Annotated in this window: 15 protein-coding genes and 2 pseudogenes; all 17 read right to left on the reverse strand. The window is 47.2% G+C overall.

What is annotated here, in order from left to right; all coding sequences use genetic code 11:
* Positions 1 to 14 precede the first annotated feature (14 nt).
* The 17 genes and pseudogenes from F3G95_RS02475 to F3G95_RS02555 all read right to left on the reverse strand — a co-directional run bounded on the left by F3G95_RS02475 (position 15) and on the right by F3G95_RS02555 (position 15,084).
* Complete coding sequence (locus F3G95_RS02475; RefSeq protein WP_005927770.1) at positions 15 to 878, reverse strand: VirB6/TrbL-like conjugal transfer protein, CD1112 family; 864 nt, start codon at positions 876 to 878, stop codon at positions 15 to 17.
* 86 nt (positions 879 to 964) lie between these two features.
* Complete coding sequence (locus tag F3G95_RS02480) at positions 965 to 1,180, reverse strand: Maff2 family mobile element protein (protein WP_005922889.1); 216 nt, start codon at positions 1,178 to 1,180, stop codon at positions 965 to 967.
* 62 nt (positions 1,181 to 1,242) lie between these two features.
* Positions 1,243 to 2,517: pseudogene (locus F3G95_RS02485) on the reverse strand (type IV secretory system conjugative DNA transfer family protein); the annotation flags it as partial.
* 79 nt (positions 2,518 to 2,596) lie between these two features.
* Positions 2,597 to 2,782 (reverse strand): transposon-encoded TnpW family protein, encoded by a 186-nt coding sequence (locus tag F3G95_RS02490; protein WP_149793674.1) that lies wholly within the window; start codon positions 2,780 to 2,782, stop codon positions 2,597 to 2,599.
* Positions 2,783 to 3,034: 252 nt separating this feature from the next.
* A complete protein-coding gene (locus F3G95_RS02495) occupies positions 3,035 to 4,366 on the reverse strand; it encodes a virulence-associated E family protein (RefSeq protein WP_149793675.1) in 1,332 nt (443 codons plus the stop codon).
* Complete coding sequence (locus tag F3G95_RS02500) at positions 4,323 to 4,949, reverse strand: CHC2 zinc finger domain-containing protein (protein ID WP_149793676.1); 627 nt, start codon at positions 4,947 to 4,949, stop codon at positions 4,323 to 4,325. The genes F3G95_RS02495 and F3G95_RS02500 overlap by 44 nt, the downstream gene beginning before the upstream one ends.
* Before the next feature lie 66 nt (positions 4,950 to 5,015).
* Positions 5,016 to 6,614, reverse strand: a complete 1,599-nt coding sequence (gene mobQ / locus F3G95_RS02505) for a MobQ family relaxase (protein ID WP_149793677.1) — start codon at positions 6,612 to 6,614, stop codon at positions 5,016 to 5,018.
* Positions 6,615 to 6,897: 283 nt separating this feature from the next.
* Positions 6,898 to 7,215, reverse strand: coding sequence for a DUF3847 domain-containing protein (locus tag F3G95_RS02510; protein WP_149793712.1), 318 nt, complete (start codon positions 7,213 to 7,215; stop codon positions 6,898 to 6,900).
* Positions 7,216 to 7,296: 81 nt separating this feature from the next.
* Positions 7,297 to 10,452, reverse strand: coding sequence for a type I restriction endonuclease subunit R (locus F3G95_RS02515; RefSeq protein ID WP_149793678.1), 3,156 nt, complete (start codon positions 10,450 to 10,452; stop codon positions 7,297 to 7,299).
* Positions 10,453 to 10,472: 20 nt separating this feature from the next.
* Positions 10,473 to 11,036 (reverse strand): annotated as a pseudogene (locus tag F3G95_RS02520) (restriction endonuclease subunit S); the annotation flags it as partial.
* Positions 11,037 to 11,068: 32 nt separating this feature from the next.
* Positions 11,069 to 11,791: a restriction endonuclease subunit S gene (locus tag F3G95_RS02525; RefSeq protein ID WP_149793680.1), complete on the reverse strand. Its 723-nt coding sequence runs from the start codon at positions 11,789 to 11,791 to the stop codon at positions 11,069 to 11,071.
* 2 nt (positions 11,792 to 11,793) lie between these two features.
* Entirely contained in the window at positions 11,794 to 12,120 is a 327-nt protein-coding gene (locus F3G95_RS02530) for a DUF4357 domain-containing protein (protein WP_149793681.1), read from the reverse strand.
* A gap of 1 nt (position 12,121) precedes the next feature.
* Entirely contained in the window at positions 12,122 to 13,690 is a 1,569-nt protein-coding gene (locus F3G95_RS02535) for a type I restriction-modification system subunit M (protein WP_149793682.1), read from the reverse strand.
* The gene (locus F3G95_RS02540) at positions 13,683 to 13,910 is read right to left on the reverse strand and encodes a helix-turn-helix transcriptional regulator (protein WP_149793683.1); all 228 of its coding nucleotides are present in this window, start codon (positions 13,908 to 13,910) and stop codon (positions 13,683 to 13,685) included. Before F3G95_RS02540 ends, F3G95_RS02535 begins: the two co-directional genes overlap by 8 nt.
* Before the next feature lie 214 nt (positions 13,911 to 14,124).
* Positions 14,125 to 14,415: a molecular chaperone gene (locus F3G95_RS02545; protein WP_149793684.1), complete on the reverse strand. Its 291-nt coding sequence runs from the start codon at positions 14,413 to 14,415 to the stop codon at positions 14,125 to 14,127.
* Positions 14,408 to 14,686 (reverse strand): ferredoxin, encoded by a 279-nt coding sequence (locus F3G95_RS02550; protein ID WP_243130248.1) that lies wholly within the window; start codon positions 14,684 to 14,686, stop codon positions 14,408 to 14,410. The genes F3G95_RS02545 and F3G95_RS02550 overlap by 8 nt, the downstream gene beginning before the upstream one ends.
* Before the next feature lie 116 nt (positions 14,687 to 14,802).
* Positions 14,803 to 15,084, reverse strand: coding sequence for a DUF6809 family protein (locus F3G95_RS02555; protein WP_149793685.1), 282 nt, complete (start codon positions 15,082 to 15,084; stop codon positions 14,803 to 14,805).
* Positions 15,085 to 15,095: the final 11 nt, after the last annotated feature.

The raw sequence follows: 15,095 nt of genomic DNA on the forward strand, positions 1-15,095 counted from the left end.
TTCCTTTCTCGGCCTTAGTGGGCACCAAACACCGACTTGCTGATGCTGCCGGTCTTGAACAGACAGAAACAGAGTAGCACGGTGTAGCCCATGCAGCCCCAGATGGCCCCGGCAATGTCCGCTGCACCTGAAATGTTGCGTATCAGCACCGCATAGATGCCCACGACAATCATAATCAGGAACGCTTGGAAGCCTAACGCCAAAAGCGATTTCAAATAGTTCTGCCCGGTGCTGCGCCACTCGCTGCTGCCCATGGTCGCCAGCGGGATAGGCCCCAGTGCGGTCACAACGTAAATCTCAATCATGCGGCCGTAGGTCACAAGGAAGATGCAGATGGACAGGATGTTCATGGTCAGGCCCACCACAAGGGTCTGGAACCACAGGCTGAGCAGACTGCCGATGGTCATGCTTTCCAGTTGAAATTCCAGTCCGGGTATCAGGCGGTCAAAGTGGATGGATGTTTCGCCAATGATAACGCCGGAACTTTGGTTGACAACGCTCTGGGTGGCATCGAACACACCCATAACGATATTCCATGTGTTGCTGACTATGAGGATGGCAAAGGCAGACTTGAAAATCCAGCGGAAGAACATGGAAGTATCGAAGTCGTGCATATTGTTCTTTTCGGTAATCATCTGGATAAGCTCATGGCACATCACAAGGGCAAGGATGGCCGCTGCAATGGGCAGCACCACCGTTTCGGAAAGACTGCGCAGCATATTGAAAATGCCGCTGTTCCATGCCTGCGGGGTAGAACCAACGTCCGAAGCGATTTCGCCCACCTTGGCGTTCACATTGTCGAACAGGCCGGAGAGGTTGCCCGTGATGCCATCTATCAAAATGCCTTTTATCCATTTCTCGATGATCTCACTAATCAAGCAAAGATACCTCCTTTCCCGCGCCCTCCCATGTGAGCGGGAGAGCGCGGTGGGGTCTCAAAGGTGGATGTACGGATAAGTTGAGGTTAGCCCAGCAGCCCGGACAGCAGCGGGACAAGGGTCACGCCGATCAGGGCAACGCCGCCGCCCGCGACCAGCTGCTTCACGCCCTGGCTCTTGCTGCCGGGGTTATCCTGTCCATAGCCCTCCAACAGGTTGATGCCACCCCAGACACACAGGGCACCGCCCAGACCGACCACAATCGTCTGCAAAGTATCAACTGCGCTGTTGAAAAATTCCATAAGGTCCTCACTTTCTGCCGCTTGTTCTGCGGCACTCAAAAATTTTTTCAAAAAATGCCGCCTCATTCGGCGGCTGCATCTTCATCCGACAGGTCGATTTCGTACAGGTCAAAACTTTCGTCCTGTGCGACTACCTGCTGCCGTTTCCGGCGCAGGGTGGATAAGAACCTGTCCACCTCAAAGGTATTCTTTTTGTCCGCGTCCGCAAGGTATTTGTAGTGCGGGTGCTTGGTGATGTCGAACTTCTCCGAGAAGAACGGCCTCACGCCCCGCAGCTGCAAAATACATTTGCCGCCGTCCATGATTGCGATTTCGTCCTCTGACATCAACGCCTTTCCTAATTTTTGATAGTTCAGTCCGTGGGAGGTTTGAGAACCCCGGTTTTCGCTGGTGTTGAAACTGTCGATGGTCTCTTTCCCCAGCGCATCGGAGATCTCTTTTGCATTCTTGCCCCGCCCACTCAAAAAGAGAACAGAATCGCAGTTGTCTGAAATGATTTCGGCCGCATCCTTGTAGATAGCTTTCAGCTGCGACTGGCTCTGCAAAATGATGGATGCCGAGATTTCCCGGCTGCGGATGGTGGCAATCAGCTTGTCGAAGTTGGGAATCTGCCCGATGTTGGCGAACTCGTCCAGAATCAGCCGCACATGGACAGGCAGCCGACCGCCGTATTTATCATCCGCACGGTCACACAGCAGGTTGATAAGCTGGCTTTGGAGCATGGCAAGAATGAAGTTGAAGGTGGTGTCCGTGTCGCTCATAATCAAAAACAGCACGGTCTTTTCATCCCCGATGGTGTCCAGCTCCATTTCATCGTTCTCCATCAGCTCCCGCACCTCCCGGATGTCAAATGGGGCTAAACGGGCACCACAGCTTATCAGGATGGAAGAACGGGTCTTGCCCGCCGACAGCAAAAACTTTTTGTACTGCCGGACGGCGAAGTGGTCCGGGTCTTTCTGTTCCAGCCGTTCAAACATGAGGTCCACTGGGCTTTGAAACTCCGGGTCGTCCTCGCGGGCTTCACTGGCATTTATCATTTCCAGCAGGGTGGTGAAGTTCATTTCTTCTGCCGGGGCCTCATACCAGATGTAGCCGATAAGCGCAGTGTAGAACAGCCGTTCCGACTTCACCCAAAAATCTTCTGCTGATTTTTCACCCTCGCCCTTGGTGTTAGCGATAAGGGTATTTACCAGCTTCAGCACGTCTTTTTCCGAGTGGATGTAGACAAAGGGGTTGTACTTCATGGACTTGGAAAAGTTTATCGTGTTCAGGATTTTCACCCGGTAGCCTGCCCGCTGGAACATTTGGCCCGTTTCGAGAACCAGAGTACCTTTCGGAAGCGTTTCGTCAAGACAGAATGTGCATTTTATTTGCAAACATTTTATGAACAACTCACATTCAGCCTTGACGGTGGTTTTATCCGCACATAGCGGCGTTGCGAATGTCGTTTTTGATAAGGCGTAGCACCTTATCGTCCATTGTTTCCTTGCTCGTCTGGCTGAAATGGATGCCCACCATGTAGGTGGTCTTTCCAATCTTTCTGACAAGTACGGGTGCGGTCTGCTCGGTGGCTGTGGTTGCTGTGTTCTTTACTTTTGCCATTGAATACCTCCTTGAAATGGAAAAAGCCAGACAGGGTGTGAGGGTCGGCAACGAAGTCCGGCAACGGGCTTCAAAAAACCTCGAACATAGTCCTATCTGGCTCTTTTACTATTTTTACTTTTTTCTTTGATTTCTCCGTTGCTTTCGTTGTCAGAGAAGAAAACTCCCTGTAAACAAAGGGGTTTTAAGGGATTAGCCCTGCAACGGGGTCGGCAACGGGATAGCAACAGGGTCGGCAACACGGTCAGTTTTTCAGAATGGAAGTTCCATCTGTCGGGCTTCTTCCTCGGTCAGTTCCCGAAAACCGTCAAGCAGATTTGAGCCTGTTGCCGATAGCTCGTTGCCGGACGTTGGGGTGCGTTCCCATCCTCGCTGTCTGCCGTACTTGGCAAAGATACGGGGATTGGAGAATGGTGTCCATCCCTCAATGCTGTTGTTCATTATCTCGTTGATTTCTCGGATTTCCCATTGCTTCGGCTCGTCAAAGGGATGGTTCAGAGCTTCTGCATAGATCAGCTTGGAGCAGACCTGTGTGCCGTTGTAATTATCAAGGAAAGACTGTATCAGTCCTGCCTTGGTGTCCTCCGGCATAAACTGCTTTTGCAGTTCTTTCAGTTCCTTGTCCATATCCTTTGATAAGGTCAGCTTTACAGGGAAATTCTGATAGATGAACATGGCTTCTGCCCACATAAGGTCAATGAACGCTCTGGATGCAGCTTCATCTTCCAGAATGTGAACCACGGCATTTTCGGGGTGTACCATGATGGGCAAGAACCTACGGTTGCCGCTTCGGTCAAGCGGTAGGAAGTCCATCGTATTGGAAGAACCGCCGAACACGCATTGCCTAAGTCGGTCTGCCGGATGGGTTTCATACGGCACTTTATAGGTTTCTTTCGCCCTGCTGATAAAGGACTTAATATCCTCAATGCTCTTGGCGTTGGCTGTGGCAATCATTTCCGACATTTCGATTATCCAATGTCCCTGCATCTTGCGGTAAACATTGTCATCGTCAATCTTCTTTAGGTCATCGGAAAACCATTCGTCTTTGACTGCAAGCAGTCGGAAGAAAGTGGACTTTCCTGCACCTTGCCCACCAACAAGGCAGAGCATGACTTCAAATTTGCATCCGGGCTTGAACACTCTGCTGATAGCTCCCAACATGAAAAGTCGCAAGCATTGATAAGTGTACTCGCTGTCCTCCGCACCGAGGAAACGGGTCAGAGCGTAACGGATGCGTTCCGTGCCGTCCCATTCCAGACTGTTCAGATAGTCACGGATGGGATGGTACTGATTGCAGTCAGCGACAATGGAAATAGCTTTCTGGATTTTCTTCTCGCTCGTTAGTCCGTATTTATCTTCCAGATAGAGCATGAGATAATTCAAATCCGTATCGTTCAAGGTCGCTGTCTGCTTGCTCCACCAAAGGGGCTTCACAATGTCGATACGCTCCGTGAGAATGTTGTACCTGACAGCACCTTGCAGATGGGGGTCATTCTGAAAGACGGTCAGACAGTTCCTTATGCTGTTCTTGATTGCTCCGCTATCGGTCAAGTCCAGACTTCCTCTGACTTCTTCTACGGTCATGCTCGGCGGTGTGTTCTGCAAATCGCTGTTCAAGTTTCATCACCTCTTTTCTTTGTTCGGCAACCAGAGCTTTCTTTTCTTCGGGAGTGCCATACAAAAGAACATCAAGCAGATATTCGATATAGCTTTCTCTTTGCAGGGCTTCCACGAACAGGGGATGCCATTCATCCTCCGGCTGTTTCGGTGCGTACTGCTGTTTCCACGCTCGGAGAGAATGGAAGTAATCAGTCAGCACCTTGTAGCATCGGTTTTCTTCCTGTTGGTATCTCTGCTCTGGGGTAGGTTCTCTTATCTTGGGTCTGACGGATGGCTTCTGTCTGCTGTCATAGCAGATACCGAAATCGTCAGCTAATTTCATAGCGGCTTCTTTGCTTGGCAGTCCGAACAGTCTGGAAACAAAATCAACTGCATCCCCGTCTGCTTGGCAAGCGAAACAATGGAAACGCATATCCACTTTCATGCTCGGATTTTTGTCATTGTGGAATGGGCAGACTGCCATGCCGTGACGGTTGACACGGATGCCGTATATCTCTGCCGCCTGTCGGGTGGTAACATTGCCTTTTACTGCTTCAAATACATTCATTGCATCATCCTTTCGGGAAACAAAAAGGCACTCGACATTTTCACAAGAGAAAACGGCAAGTGCCTGTTAGAGTTCCATATTCTGTTTTTTGTGCTGCGGAGTTTTCTGCTCCTGCTTCTTTTTGCTTTCTGCCTGCTCATACTGCAAGCGTTCTTTGAGGGAGTGCTTCGGTTCGGGCTTCTTCTCAACCTCTGCCTGTTCCGGCGTGAGGACTTTGCCCACCCAGTAGCGGATTTCTTTCATCGGCTGTAATTCCTCTTTGACGGTAGCAAGCTGTCCGGCAAGCTCGGTGTGGGTCGCTTTCAGCTTGTCATACTCGGATTGCAGGGCATCCAGATTGACATTCAAATCAACGCCATGCTTTTTCAGAGTACGGTACGCCTTGTTGTAGGAAGTCAGTTCATCCTTATGCTTTTCAGCAAAAGCGGCTTGCCTTGTTTTCCAACCGATTTTGATATACTTGTCATGGACTGCCTTGTGGGTCTGACAGTCGGCAACCGCAGTCTGAATAGCGGTAATGACTTTCATTCGGTCGGATGCGGTTTTCATTTCCTTGCTGATTGCTCCGGCTCTCTGGTTCACGCCTTGCAGGGCGGTGTCCAAATCTTCCAGAGAGAAAAGCTCGTGTTCTTTCAAATAGATCAGAGCTTTGGAAACTGCTTTCAAATCATCGGCTGTGCCTTTCTGCTGTCCGTACCTCGACCAGTCGCTACGCTCTGCCTTTCGCAGATTCATATAATCACGAAGCAGAATGGAGAGGTCGGGAGAAGCGTTTTTCTTTTCGGCTTCCATTTCCGCAAACGCTTCTTTTGTGGCAGACACAATATCCGCAATCCAGTCTCGCAGACTTTTGATGGTACTGCGGATAGCGTTCATCATGCGGTTAGCGGCTTTAATATCTCGGTTGAGATTGCCGATGTTGGTTTCAATGCCCTTGCGTTCCAGAGCAGACACGGCGGCTCCCATGTGGACAGTCGGGATAATATCAAGCCCCTGTCTTTCATAAGAACGCATATCCACACGCTCGGCACTTCCGGCAAGCTCCAGATATTTATTCTGAATGACTTCCCATCCGTGTCTCCATTCCTCGGCGTGATACTGTTCGTTCCAGTCAACGGTATCTTCCTTGTGGCTTTTCCATCTGCCGGACGGGAGCTTGATACGCTCGCCGTTCTCGTCAAGGTCATAAACCTTTCGGCTCTTGGGCATCCACTTTCCGTTTTCGTCAATGGCTCGCATTGTCAGCATGATGTGGCAATGGGGATTGTGTCCCGGTGGATCTGGGTCATGGATTGCAAAATCACAACACATTCCTTTGGACACGAAATACTCATTGCAGTATTCCTGCATCATCTGCGGACACATTTCAAGCGGCACTTCTCTCGGCAGGGCAACAACGAAACGCCTTGCAAGCTGTGAGTTCCATTGCTTCTCCACTTCCTCGGCAGAGTTCCAAAGCGTTGCTCGGTCTGCATATTCGGGTGGAGCATTTGTCGGCAACATGATTTCCGTGTAAACAACCTCATGCTGTTTTTTGCGGTGGTCTTTGTGTTTCTGGTCGTACTCGGAAAACAGTTTTTCTCCGGCTTGGTAGGCAGCTCCGGCAACTGCGGAATTGCCCTTGCTTCTCTGAACAATTCGTATGTTTAGATGGGGTACTGGCATTTTTGTTTGAACCTCCTTTCTCGGTGCAATAAAAAATGACCGATACTTTTCAGCACGGTCGGGGTGAAAATATAAACTTGTCGGCGGTGAATGATTGCTTGCAATCGTTCATCGGCGGCAAGTCCACAAAGGGGTAGCTGTCGCAAGACAGCGCAGGGGAAGTGTAGCTTCCTCTGGATGATTGGAGCAAAAGACTTTTGTGGAAATCATCAAGCTCCCTGCAAGGGGCTTTCGGCAGAACGCAATCACCATCTTTAGGTGGTGTATAATTGCGCCCTGTTTCTCAACAGGGTTTTTCGCTCCCGTTCGGTTGCTCCGTTTCCTTTCGGTTCTCAATCAGCATAGTCAGCTTCTTTTGAACCGCTTCACTGTGGAAGATGAAAGTCAAAAGCTCCATCACATCATCGTCCGTCAGAATGGTCGGTTCTCTCAAAAAGGTTTCCAACATTCCGGCACGGGTGCAAAGGCGGTGGGTTCTCTCGCTTCGGGTCAGTCGCTTGATTTCGCTTTCCAGTCGCTTTTCCTTGTGCTTGGCTGCGGTCAGCTTTCGCTCCGCAACATACTGTTCGTGTTTCAGCTTTTCCAATTTCTCATTGGGCATCGGGTCAACTCCTTTCGCAATAATGGGTAAAACAAAAGCGACCAACTTTTTACGGTTGATCGCCTTTGGCTTAGTCATTATTTAATTTTCTTTCGTTCCATACGGTGCAGGTTCTTCGGCTACCATCTGATAAGTAGGCTCGATTTCATAAACAACTGACTGCTCTTGTTCCTCGGCTCTGAACTCTGCAATTCCAAGCCCGAAGTATTTTTCAAAGAACGCTTTCAGTTTTTCAATGACACCTTGCTTCTTCTTGGCTCTGCCACCACCACCGAAGCGTGATACAGGGGGCATGAGCTTGTCAATCTCTGTTCCTGTTGTTTTCAATGCTCCATCACGGAACGCATTGGCAACAAACTTTCGGGTTTCTTCCGGCTTCAACTTTTCACTTGTGATGATTTCCGTCAAGTCGGTTTCTTCCTGCTCCAGAACAAATCTACGCCAGTCGGTAGTAACCTGTGTGTCAACATTGACATGGCTGATAAATGCTTCGATAAGCTCTTTCTTACTGCGGAGCTGCATACTTGCATCAACCGCTTTGCGGATAGAAGCAAGGATTTCTTTATCCTCGCAGTTGCCCTCGTGGTATTTCTCAACCAACATCAGTATGTAGTCGATATTGATTTCCACTTGCTTGATAAGCTCGATTTCAAACTCAATATCGTCCGTAATATCTTCTTTTTCTGCATCGCCTTTTTTGCGGTACTTATCATAGAGGTCAAGGTAGATACTCTGATAATTCTGCAAATCTCTTGCGGCGATACTGTCCATTTCTTCAAACTGGTCAAAGGATGAAAGAATATTTCTCATACTGAGGATAGTGCCGAACAGTCGGATAAAATCTTTCTCTGCCTGTTCCCCGACAATTTGAGTACCGAGAGGATATTCCGTTTCCAACTTTTCAAGCAAATCAACATAGCCAGGATGATACTTGCCGTTGTTGTCCTCGTAGCCGTTCCAGTAGTCATTGAAGCTCTTTAGAAGAACAATACCGCTTGCGTTCTTATCGCCAAAGAGGGCGATTGCATCATCGGTGGCTTTCTGCAAATCACGGAAGCATACAATGTTACCGTAGGTCTTGACGGAGTTCAGAATACGGTTGGTTCTGGAATATGCTTGTATCAGTCCGTGCATTTTCAGATTTTTGTCCACCCACAAGGTATTGAGCGTTGTGGCATCAAAGCCCGTGAGGAACATATTCACGACAATCAGAAGATCCACTTCACGGTTCTTCACTCGCATAGACAAATCCTTGTAGTAGTTCTGGAACTTATCAGAGGAAGTGTCAAAGTTGGTGTTGAACGCAGCATTGTAATCTTGGATTGCACTTTCAAGAAAATCACGGGAAGTCTGGTCAAGGGCATCGGTATCGAAGCCTTCTTCTTGCAGAACATCTTCGGGGTCTTCCTCGTTTGCGGCGTAGCTGAAAATCGTGGCAATCGTAAACTGACGGTGGCTCTCCGCAATCTGTCTCTGGAACTCCTTGTAATACTTCATTGCCATAGGAATGGAGCTAACAGCGAACATGGCATTGAAGCCTGCCATGCGTTTGCCTTTCAATGAGTAGAAACTATTGCGTTTGGTTTTCTGGTCGAAATGCTCCAGAGTATATTTGACAATTTCTCGAATACGCTCCGGTGCTCCCATTGCCTTTTCAATATCAATGGCAGATACATTCTTGTCCTTGATGTCCTCTTTTTCCTTGACCGTGTTCACATAGTCGATACGGAAAGGAAGAACATTGCCGTCATTGATAGCATCCACAATGGTGTAAGTGTGAAGCTGGTCGCCAAAGGTCTGCGGTGTGGTCAGCAGTTCCATGTGCTTTCCTTTTCCTGCATTGGCGGCGAAAATCGGTGTGCCGGTAAAGCCGAACAGATGATATTTCTTGAACGCCTTTACAATCTTAGCGTGCATATCTCCAAACTGGCTGCGGTGGCACTCGTCAAAGATGATAACGCAATGTTTGTTGAATACCTCATGCCCCTTGTTCTTGGTCACGAAGTTGTCCAACTTCTGAATGGTCGTGATGATGATTTTATACTGGTGGAAGCCGCCTTTTTCGTCCCTGTCCTCAAGCTGTCTCTGCAATACCCTTGTAGAAGCGTTGCTGTTGGCAGAACCTTTTTCAAAGCGGTCATATTCTTTCATGGTCTGATAGTCAAGGTCTTTTCTATCAACTACGAACAGAACCTTGTCCACATAAGGAAGTGCGGATGCAAGCTGTGCGGTCTTGAAAGAAGTCAGCGTTTTTCCGCTTCCTGTGGTATGCCAGATATAACCTCCGGCATCAATCGTTCCCATCTTCTTGTAGTTGGTCGAAACCTCAATGCGGTTCAGAATACGCTCGGTTGCCGCAATCTGATACGGTCTCATAACCATCAGAATTTCTTCCGTTGTGAAAACACAATACTTTGTCAGCACATTCAGAATGGTGTGCTTGGCAAGGAATGTTTTCGTAAAATCAATAAGGTCTGCAATTACCTTATTGTTGCCGTCCGCCCAGAAAGAAGTAAACTCAAAGCTGTTGCTTGTTTTCTTCGATTTCTGTTTTGCAGATTCGCCCATTTCCTTGATGTGGCTGTTTCGGGTGGTGTTGGAATAATACTTGGTGTGCGTTCCATTGGAGATAATGAAAATCTGCACATACTCATACAAGCCGCTTGCCGCCCAAAAGCTATCTCGCTGATAGCGTTTGATCTGGTTAAAGGCTTCACGGATTGCAACGCCACGGCGTTTCAGTTCCACATGGACAAGGGGCAGACCGTTGACAAGGATAGACACATCATAGCGAGTATCGTGCTTGCCCTCGGTTTCCTCGTACTGGTTGATAACCTGTAAGCGGTTGTTGTGAATGTTCTTTTTGTCTATGAGCTGAATATTCTTGGAAGTTCCATCATCCCTGCGGAGTACCTTTACATGGTCAGTCTGGATGGTACGGCTTTTCTCAACAATGCCCTCGTTGGCGTTGGCAAGCGTTTCCGTGAAGAAACGCTTCCACTCGCTGTCAGTAAAGGTGTAGTCGTTCAAAAGCTCCAACTGCCGTCTGAGGTTGGCAATTAGACTGTTTTCGTCATGGATGGTAAGGTACTCATATCCCTGTGCGGTCAGCAGACGGATAAATTCCTTTTCAAGAGCCGCTTCACTCTGGAAACTGTCCGAGCGTGAGCTTTCCGGCGTATATTCAGCTACAACGGTACTCTCATTGCTTGCGGCAATGATGTTGTAAGTGCTCATGCGGCATCCTCCTGTTTGTATTAACTTGCCATTTTTTGAAATGTTAGCAATTTATCACGATAGTATTCGTATTGCACCTGTCTGGCTTCGATTTCAGCAGGCAGTCCAATATTCAAATCATTACAGATAGCATCAAAGCGGTCAAGAACCTCGACAATTTGTTTCTGCACATCCATTGAAGGAATAGGAATACGGATGCTGAGAATATCGTTTTTCTTCAAGTTGGTCTGGTCAACTCCGTTATCATATCTCAAAAGCTGTTCATTTCGATTTAAGATATAGAACAGATACTTGGTATCGACAACATCGTGTTTTCTTACGCTCAATGCACCGATACGCTGATTAAGGGTGTACCTATCATCTGCTTCTACCAAATAGCATTTCGCCAATGCTCTCCCGTTAGGTAGGTCACTCATAACCATCAGAATGTCATCCGTGAACAGAGGGCAAATCTGTTTATTGGAAAACTTCTTTACTTGCCCACTTGTAGATATAAATTTGGAATTAACAACGATATATCGACCCTCTGCAACAATGTCTTTCTCGTGTCCTTTTCCATTGCGAAAATTTGCAATTTCTTGAAGTTCAAACCACTTGACAGCACGACGAAGATCAGTTAGCCTTGTCTGTCTGTCTGTCTGTCTGTCTGTCTGTCTGTCTGTCTGTCTGTCTGTCTGTCTGTCATAATTGTCTCGGCAGCATCATCGAAAGTCAAGAGCAAGTTGCGATAATATTCATATTGTTTTTGTCTCGCTGTAAGCTCCGCTGTAAGCTCCGCTGTAAGCTCCGTGAAATTGTCCAGAATACGGACAATTTCACTCTGCACCTCAAGAGGTGGCAGAGGGATAATCACGCTTTCCATCTTCTTCTTTGAAACATTAAAGCGAGTTACGCCACTTGCTGTTTTTTTGATTTGCTTTCTCAACGCTTCCGAACGGAATAAATATTTTGAAAATCCCGGCAGAACAAGGTTAGGGTCATTAAATCGGTATCCGAAACAAAAGCTATTCAGATAGAGCTTTTCATCTGTATGCACGGTAAGCACCGAGGACATACCACATTCATCAGGTGTTTCGGAAGAACCAGTAAATAAAACATCGCCATACTGAATGGTATTCTGCTTTTCATTCGGAGCAATCTTAACTGTTTCCGGCATATCAACTCGCAAAGAAATATTGCTGAACACATTCATGTATGTAATGAATTTCGCATTTCCGTCTTTGAAATCCTCTTTTGATTTGCCACTCAAACCGCCGTAAAATGTTCCAATCTTTCCAAGTGTTTTGAATGGAACACCATCTGGACAATGCTCGGCAATCAGCTTGTCTAAATATGTCATACTTATGCCTCCGCTTTCTCTGCCTTAACCAAATCTCTGATTGCTTTTCCATCAGAGGTTTTCCATGCAGTCAGACCATTGGTACTACTTCCAGTAACAAAATTTGCGGCTGTGGATGCACTCTTAAAAACGACATCTTTCAACAGAACATTGTTCTCTACAATGCCAGCTCTATGCTTTTCGATAGTAGCAGCACCTCTAAATTTCTCGGTATATGCAATACTCTCGGAAAGGGTACTACCCTTAAAAACAGTCAAAGTCTTGGTGGTAGGGTCAAATTCTCCTTGTGCGGAGATGTTTGTGCGTTTTCTCTCTAAGAATACTTTCATCTTATTTTCCTCCCTCTATTTCGGCGATAATCTTATCAATTTCAACTCGTAAAATATGCTGTCTTGCGACAATCTGTTCAATCTCCGCATTGAGCTTTACAATGTCGATTTTCTCTCTGGTGTCCTCAGCTTCAACATAGGTGGAGACGGAAAGGTTATAATCGTTTCCTGCAATTTCCTCATAACTTGCCAGATGTGAGAAATATTCTTCCTCGGCACGGGCGGCAAAGGTCTCCACAATTCTGTCCATGTTTGCCTGTGTCAGCTTGTTGTTGTTCGTAACCTTAATGCACTCGTTGGAAGCATCAATGAACAGGGTCTTGTTGTCAGCTTTACCTTTCTTCAGAACCATAATGCAAGTCGCAATGGAAGTTCCAAAGAACAGATTGCTCGGCAACTGGATGATACAGTCAATATAGTTGTTATCAATCAGATACTTTCTGATTTTCTGCTCCGCACCACCACGATACATAATGCCAGGGAAGCAGACAATCGCCGCTGTGCCGTTGGATGCAAGCCAAGAAAGGGAGTGCATGATAAAGGCAAGGTCAGCTTTGGACTTCGGTGCGAGAACACCAGCCGGAGAGAAACGAGGGTCGTTAATCAGCAGAGGGTTATCATCGCCCGCCCACTTGATAGAGTAAGGGGGATTGGAAACAATCAACTCAAACGGTTCATCGTCCCAATGCTGCGGTGCGGTCAGAGTATCTTCGCAAGCAATGTCAAACTTATCAAAACCAACATCATGCAGGAACATATTGATACGGCAGAGGTTGTAAGTAGTGATGTTGATTTCCTGTCCGTAGAAGCCATTTCTGACGGCATCCTTACCGAGAACCTTTTCTGCTTTCAGAAGCAGAGAACCAGATCCACACGCAGGGTCATAGACTTTATTGATTTCAGTCTTGCCCACCGTGCCGAGTCTGGTGAGCAATTCGGAAACATCAGCAGGGGTAAAGAACTCGCCGCCGGATTTTCCTGCCCCAGATGCGTACATGGTCATCAGATATTCGTAGGCATCGCCAAAGGCATCAATGTCATGGTCTTTCACATCGCCAAGGTTCATATCAGCTACACCATGCAGAAGTTTTGCAAGGCGTTCATTTCTCTTTGCAACGGTAGAACCGAGCTTGTTGCTGTTTACATCAAAATCATCGAACAGTCCGGCGAAACTGCTTTCAGAGGAAGAACCTTTTGCGGATGCTTCGATATGGTTGAAAACACGCTCCAAGGTTTCATTCAGATTTTCGTCATTGTCGGCTCTGAGATTTACATTGCAGAACAATTCAGACGGCAGAATGAAAAAGCCCTTTTCTTCAACCAGTCCCTCACGGGCTTCCTCTGCATCGGCATCGGACATTTGAGCATAATCAAATTCAGTATTACCGGCATCGTGTTCTCCGGCGTTAATGTAATTGGTCAGATTTTCGGAGATATATCTGTAAAACATTGTGCCAAGGACATAGTTCTTGAAATCCCAACCGTCCACGGCTCCACGAAGCTCATCTGCGATTGCCCATATCGCACGGTGCAGCTCGTCACGCTCTTGTTCTTTCTTTGTATCAATCATTGTTTCTGTTCTCCTTTTCATCAGGTATAAATTCCAGAATATCGTCAACGCCACAATCGAGGGCATAGCAAATTCTTTCGATGCTATCTAATGCCACATAGTTGTCACGCTTCAATCTGGTAATAATGTTTGCACTAAAGCCGCCTTTTTCCATCAGCTCGGCGTTAGTCATGCCTTTATCTATGAGAAGATGGAACAGTTTTTTATAGCTTACTGCCATTATTTCGCCCTCCTTTTCGCTTTATCTAATATTATATCACGCAAATGTGAAAAAATCAACGCACCAACAAGAAAATCAAATCGAAATTTTCTCTGAAACGCTCATTTTCGCATATTTGGGGTAGGACGATACTTTATACTCCCGTATGTAATTGCGGTCAAAACATCGGATGCAGACCCGACATTTTGACCGCATATCAACCCTAAACGCTACATTATTCCGTCTGACTGGCGAAACCGTTTTGCTTGGCGTTCTCGCTTGCTTTTCGTCTGCGTTCCTCACTGTACGGCGGTTGCAGACGGATAGACAGTCGGGACTTGTCCAGAGCATAGGACACACCGCCTTGCTCATAGGTCTTATCCAGTCGGCAGAGGTCGGGGTACTTCTTGGAGAACGCCGCCAGTCTGGTTCTTAATCCGGCGTTATAGGTCTGAATGTCTGCTGTGTCCTCGCCCTCATTGAACAGGACGATTGTTTCCTTTTCGTATTTTGTCAGCTTACTCATAATCGCTCTCCCTAATCTGAACACGGAGACTGTCCGGGCGATACTTGTGGTGGGCGAAGTGTTCCACTTCCAGTCTCATGTTGTAGAAGAAACAGCGATACCACTTGTCGCAACTTTCATCGTCCAACTTGACGGACAGCATAAAGAACAGCTTCTTTGCCGCAGGATCGGGAGCAAGTGCAGCCACAAAACGCAAGCGTTCAACGGTGGCTTCACGGTTCGGACAGCCAAAGGCATACAGGGCTTTCTTTTCGTTCATAGACATTTTCATAGATAAATCCTCCTTGAAATTGTGAAAATGAAAAGCGACAGAGACTTCACAAGGAAATATCTGCCGCTTTGCTTACGGTATGAAATTGTTAGGTCTGGACTTCCAGTATTTTTCCCTTAATCGGTATGAGGGAAGAATGGGCTGTGGAAGATTTCGCACATCATCAGAACGCCCAGAGTGAAACCATATTTGAATTGGACTTCGTTTGTGATGTTGCCCTCGTCTGCGTGTCTGTCGCAGAGCTTTTCAAGCAGGGCGTAGTCCTCTGGGGGTAGCTTGCCCTCGAAGAAAGTCATAATTCTGGCGATTTCCTCGGTGGCTTGTCGGAAACTGTCGGATTTCGGCACGACATTCTCGCTTGCGTAAATCCCTCCGTTGAATAATGCTTCTAAAACCATAGTGTCCTCCT

Origin of the sequence: Faecalibacterium sp. Marseille-P9312 (assembly GCF_902497445.1) — a bacterium.
Taxonomy (GTDB): Bacteria; Bacillota; Clostridia; order Oscillospirales; family Ruminococcaceae; genus Faecalibacterium; species Faecalibacterium longum.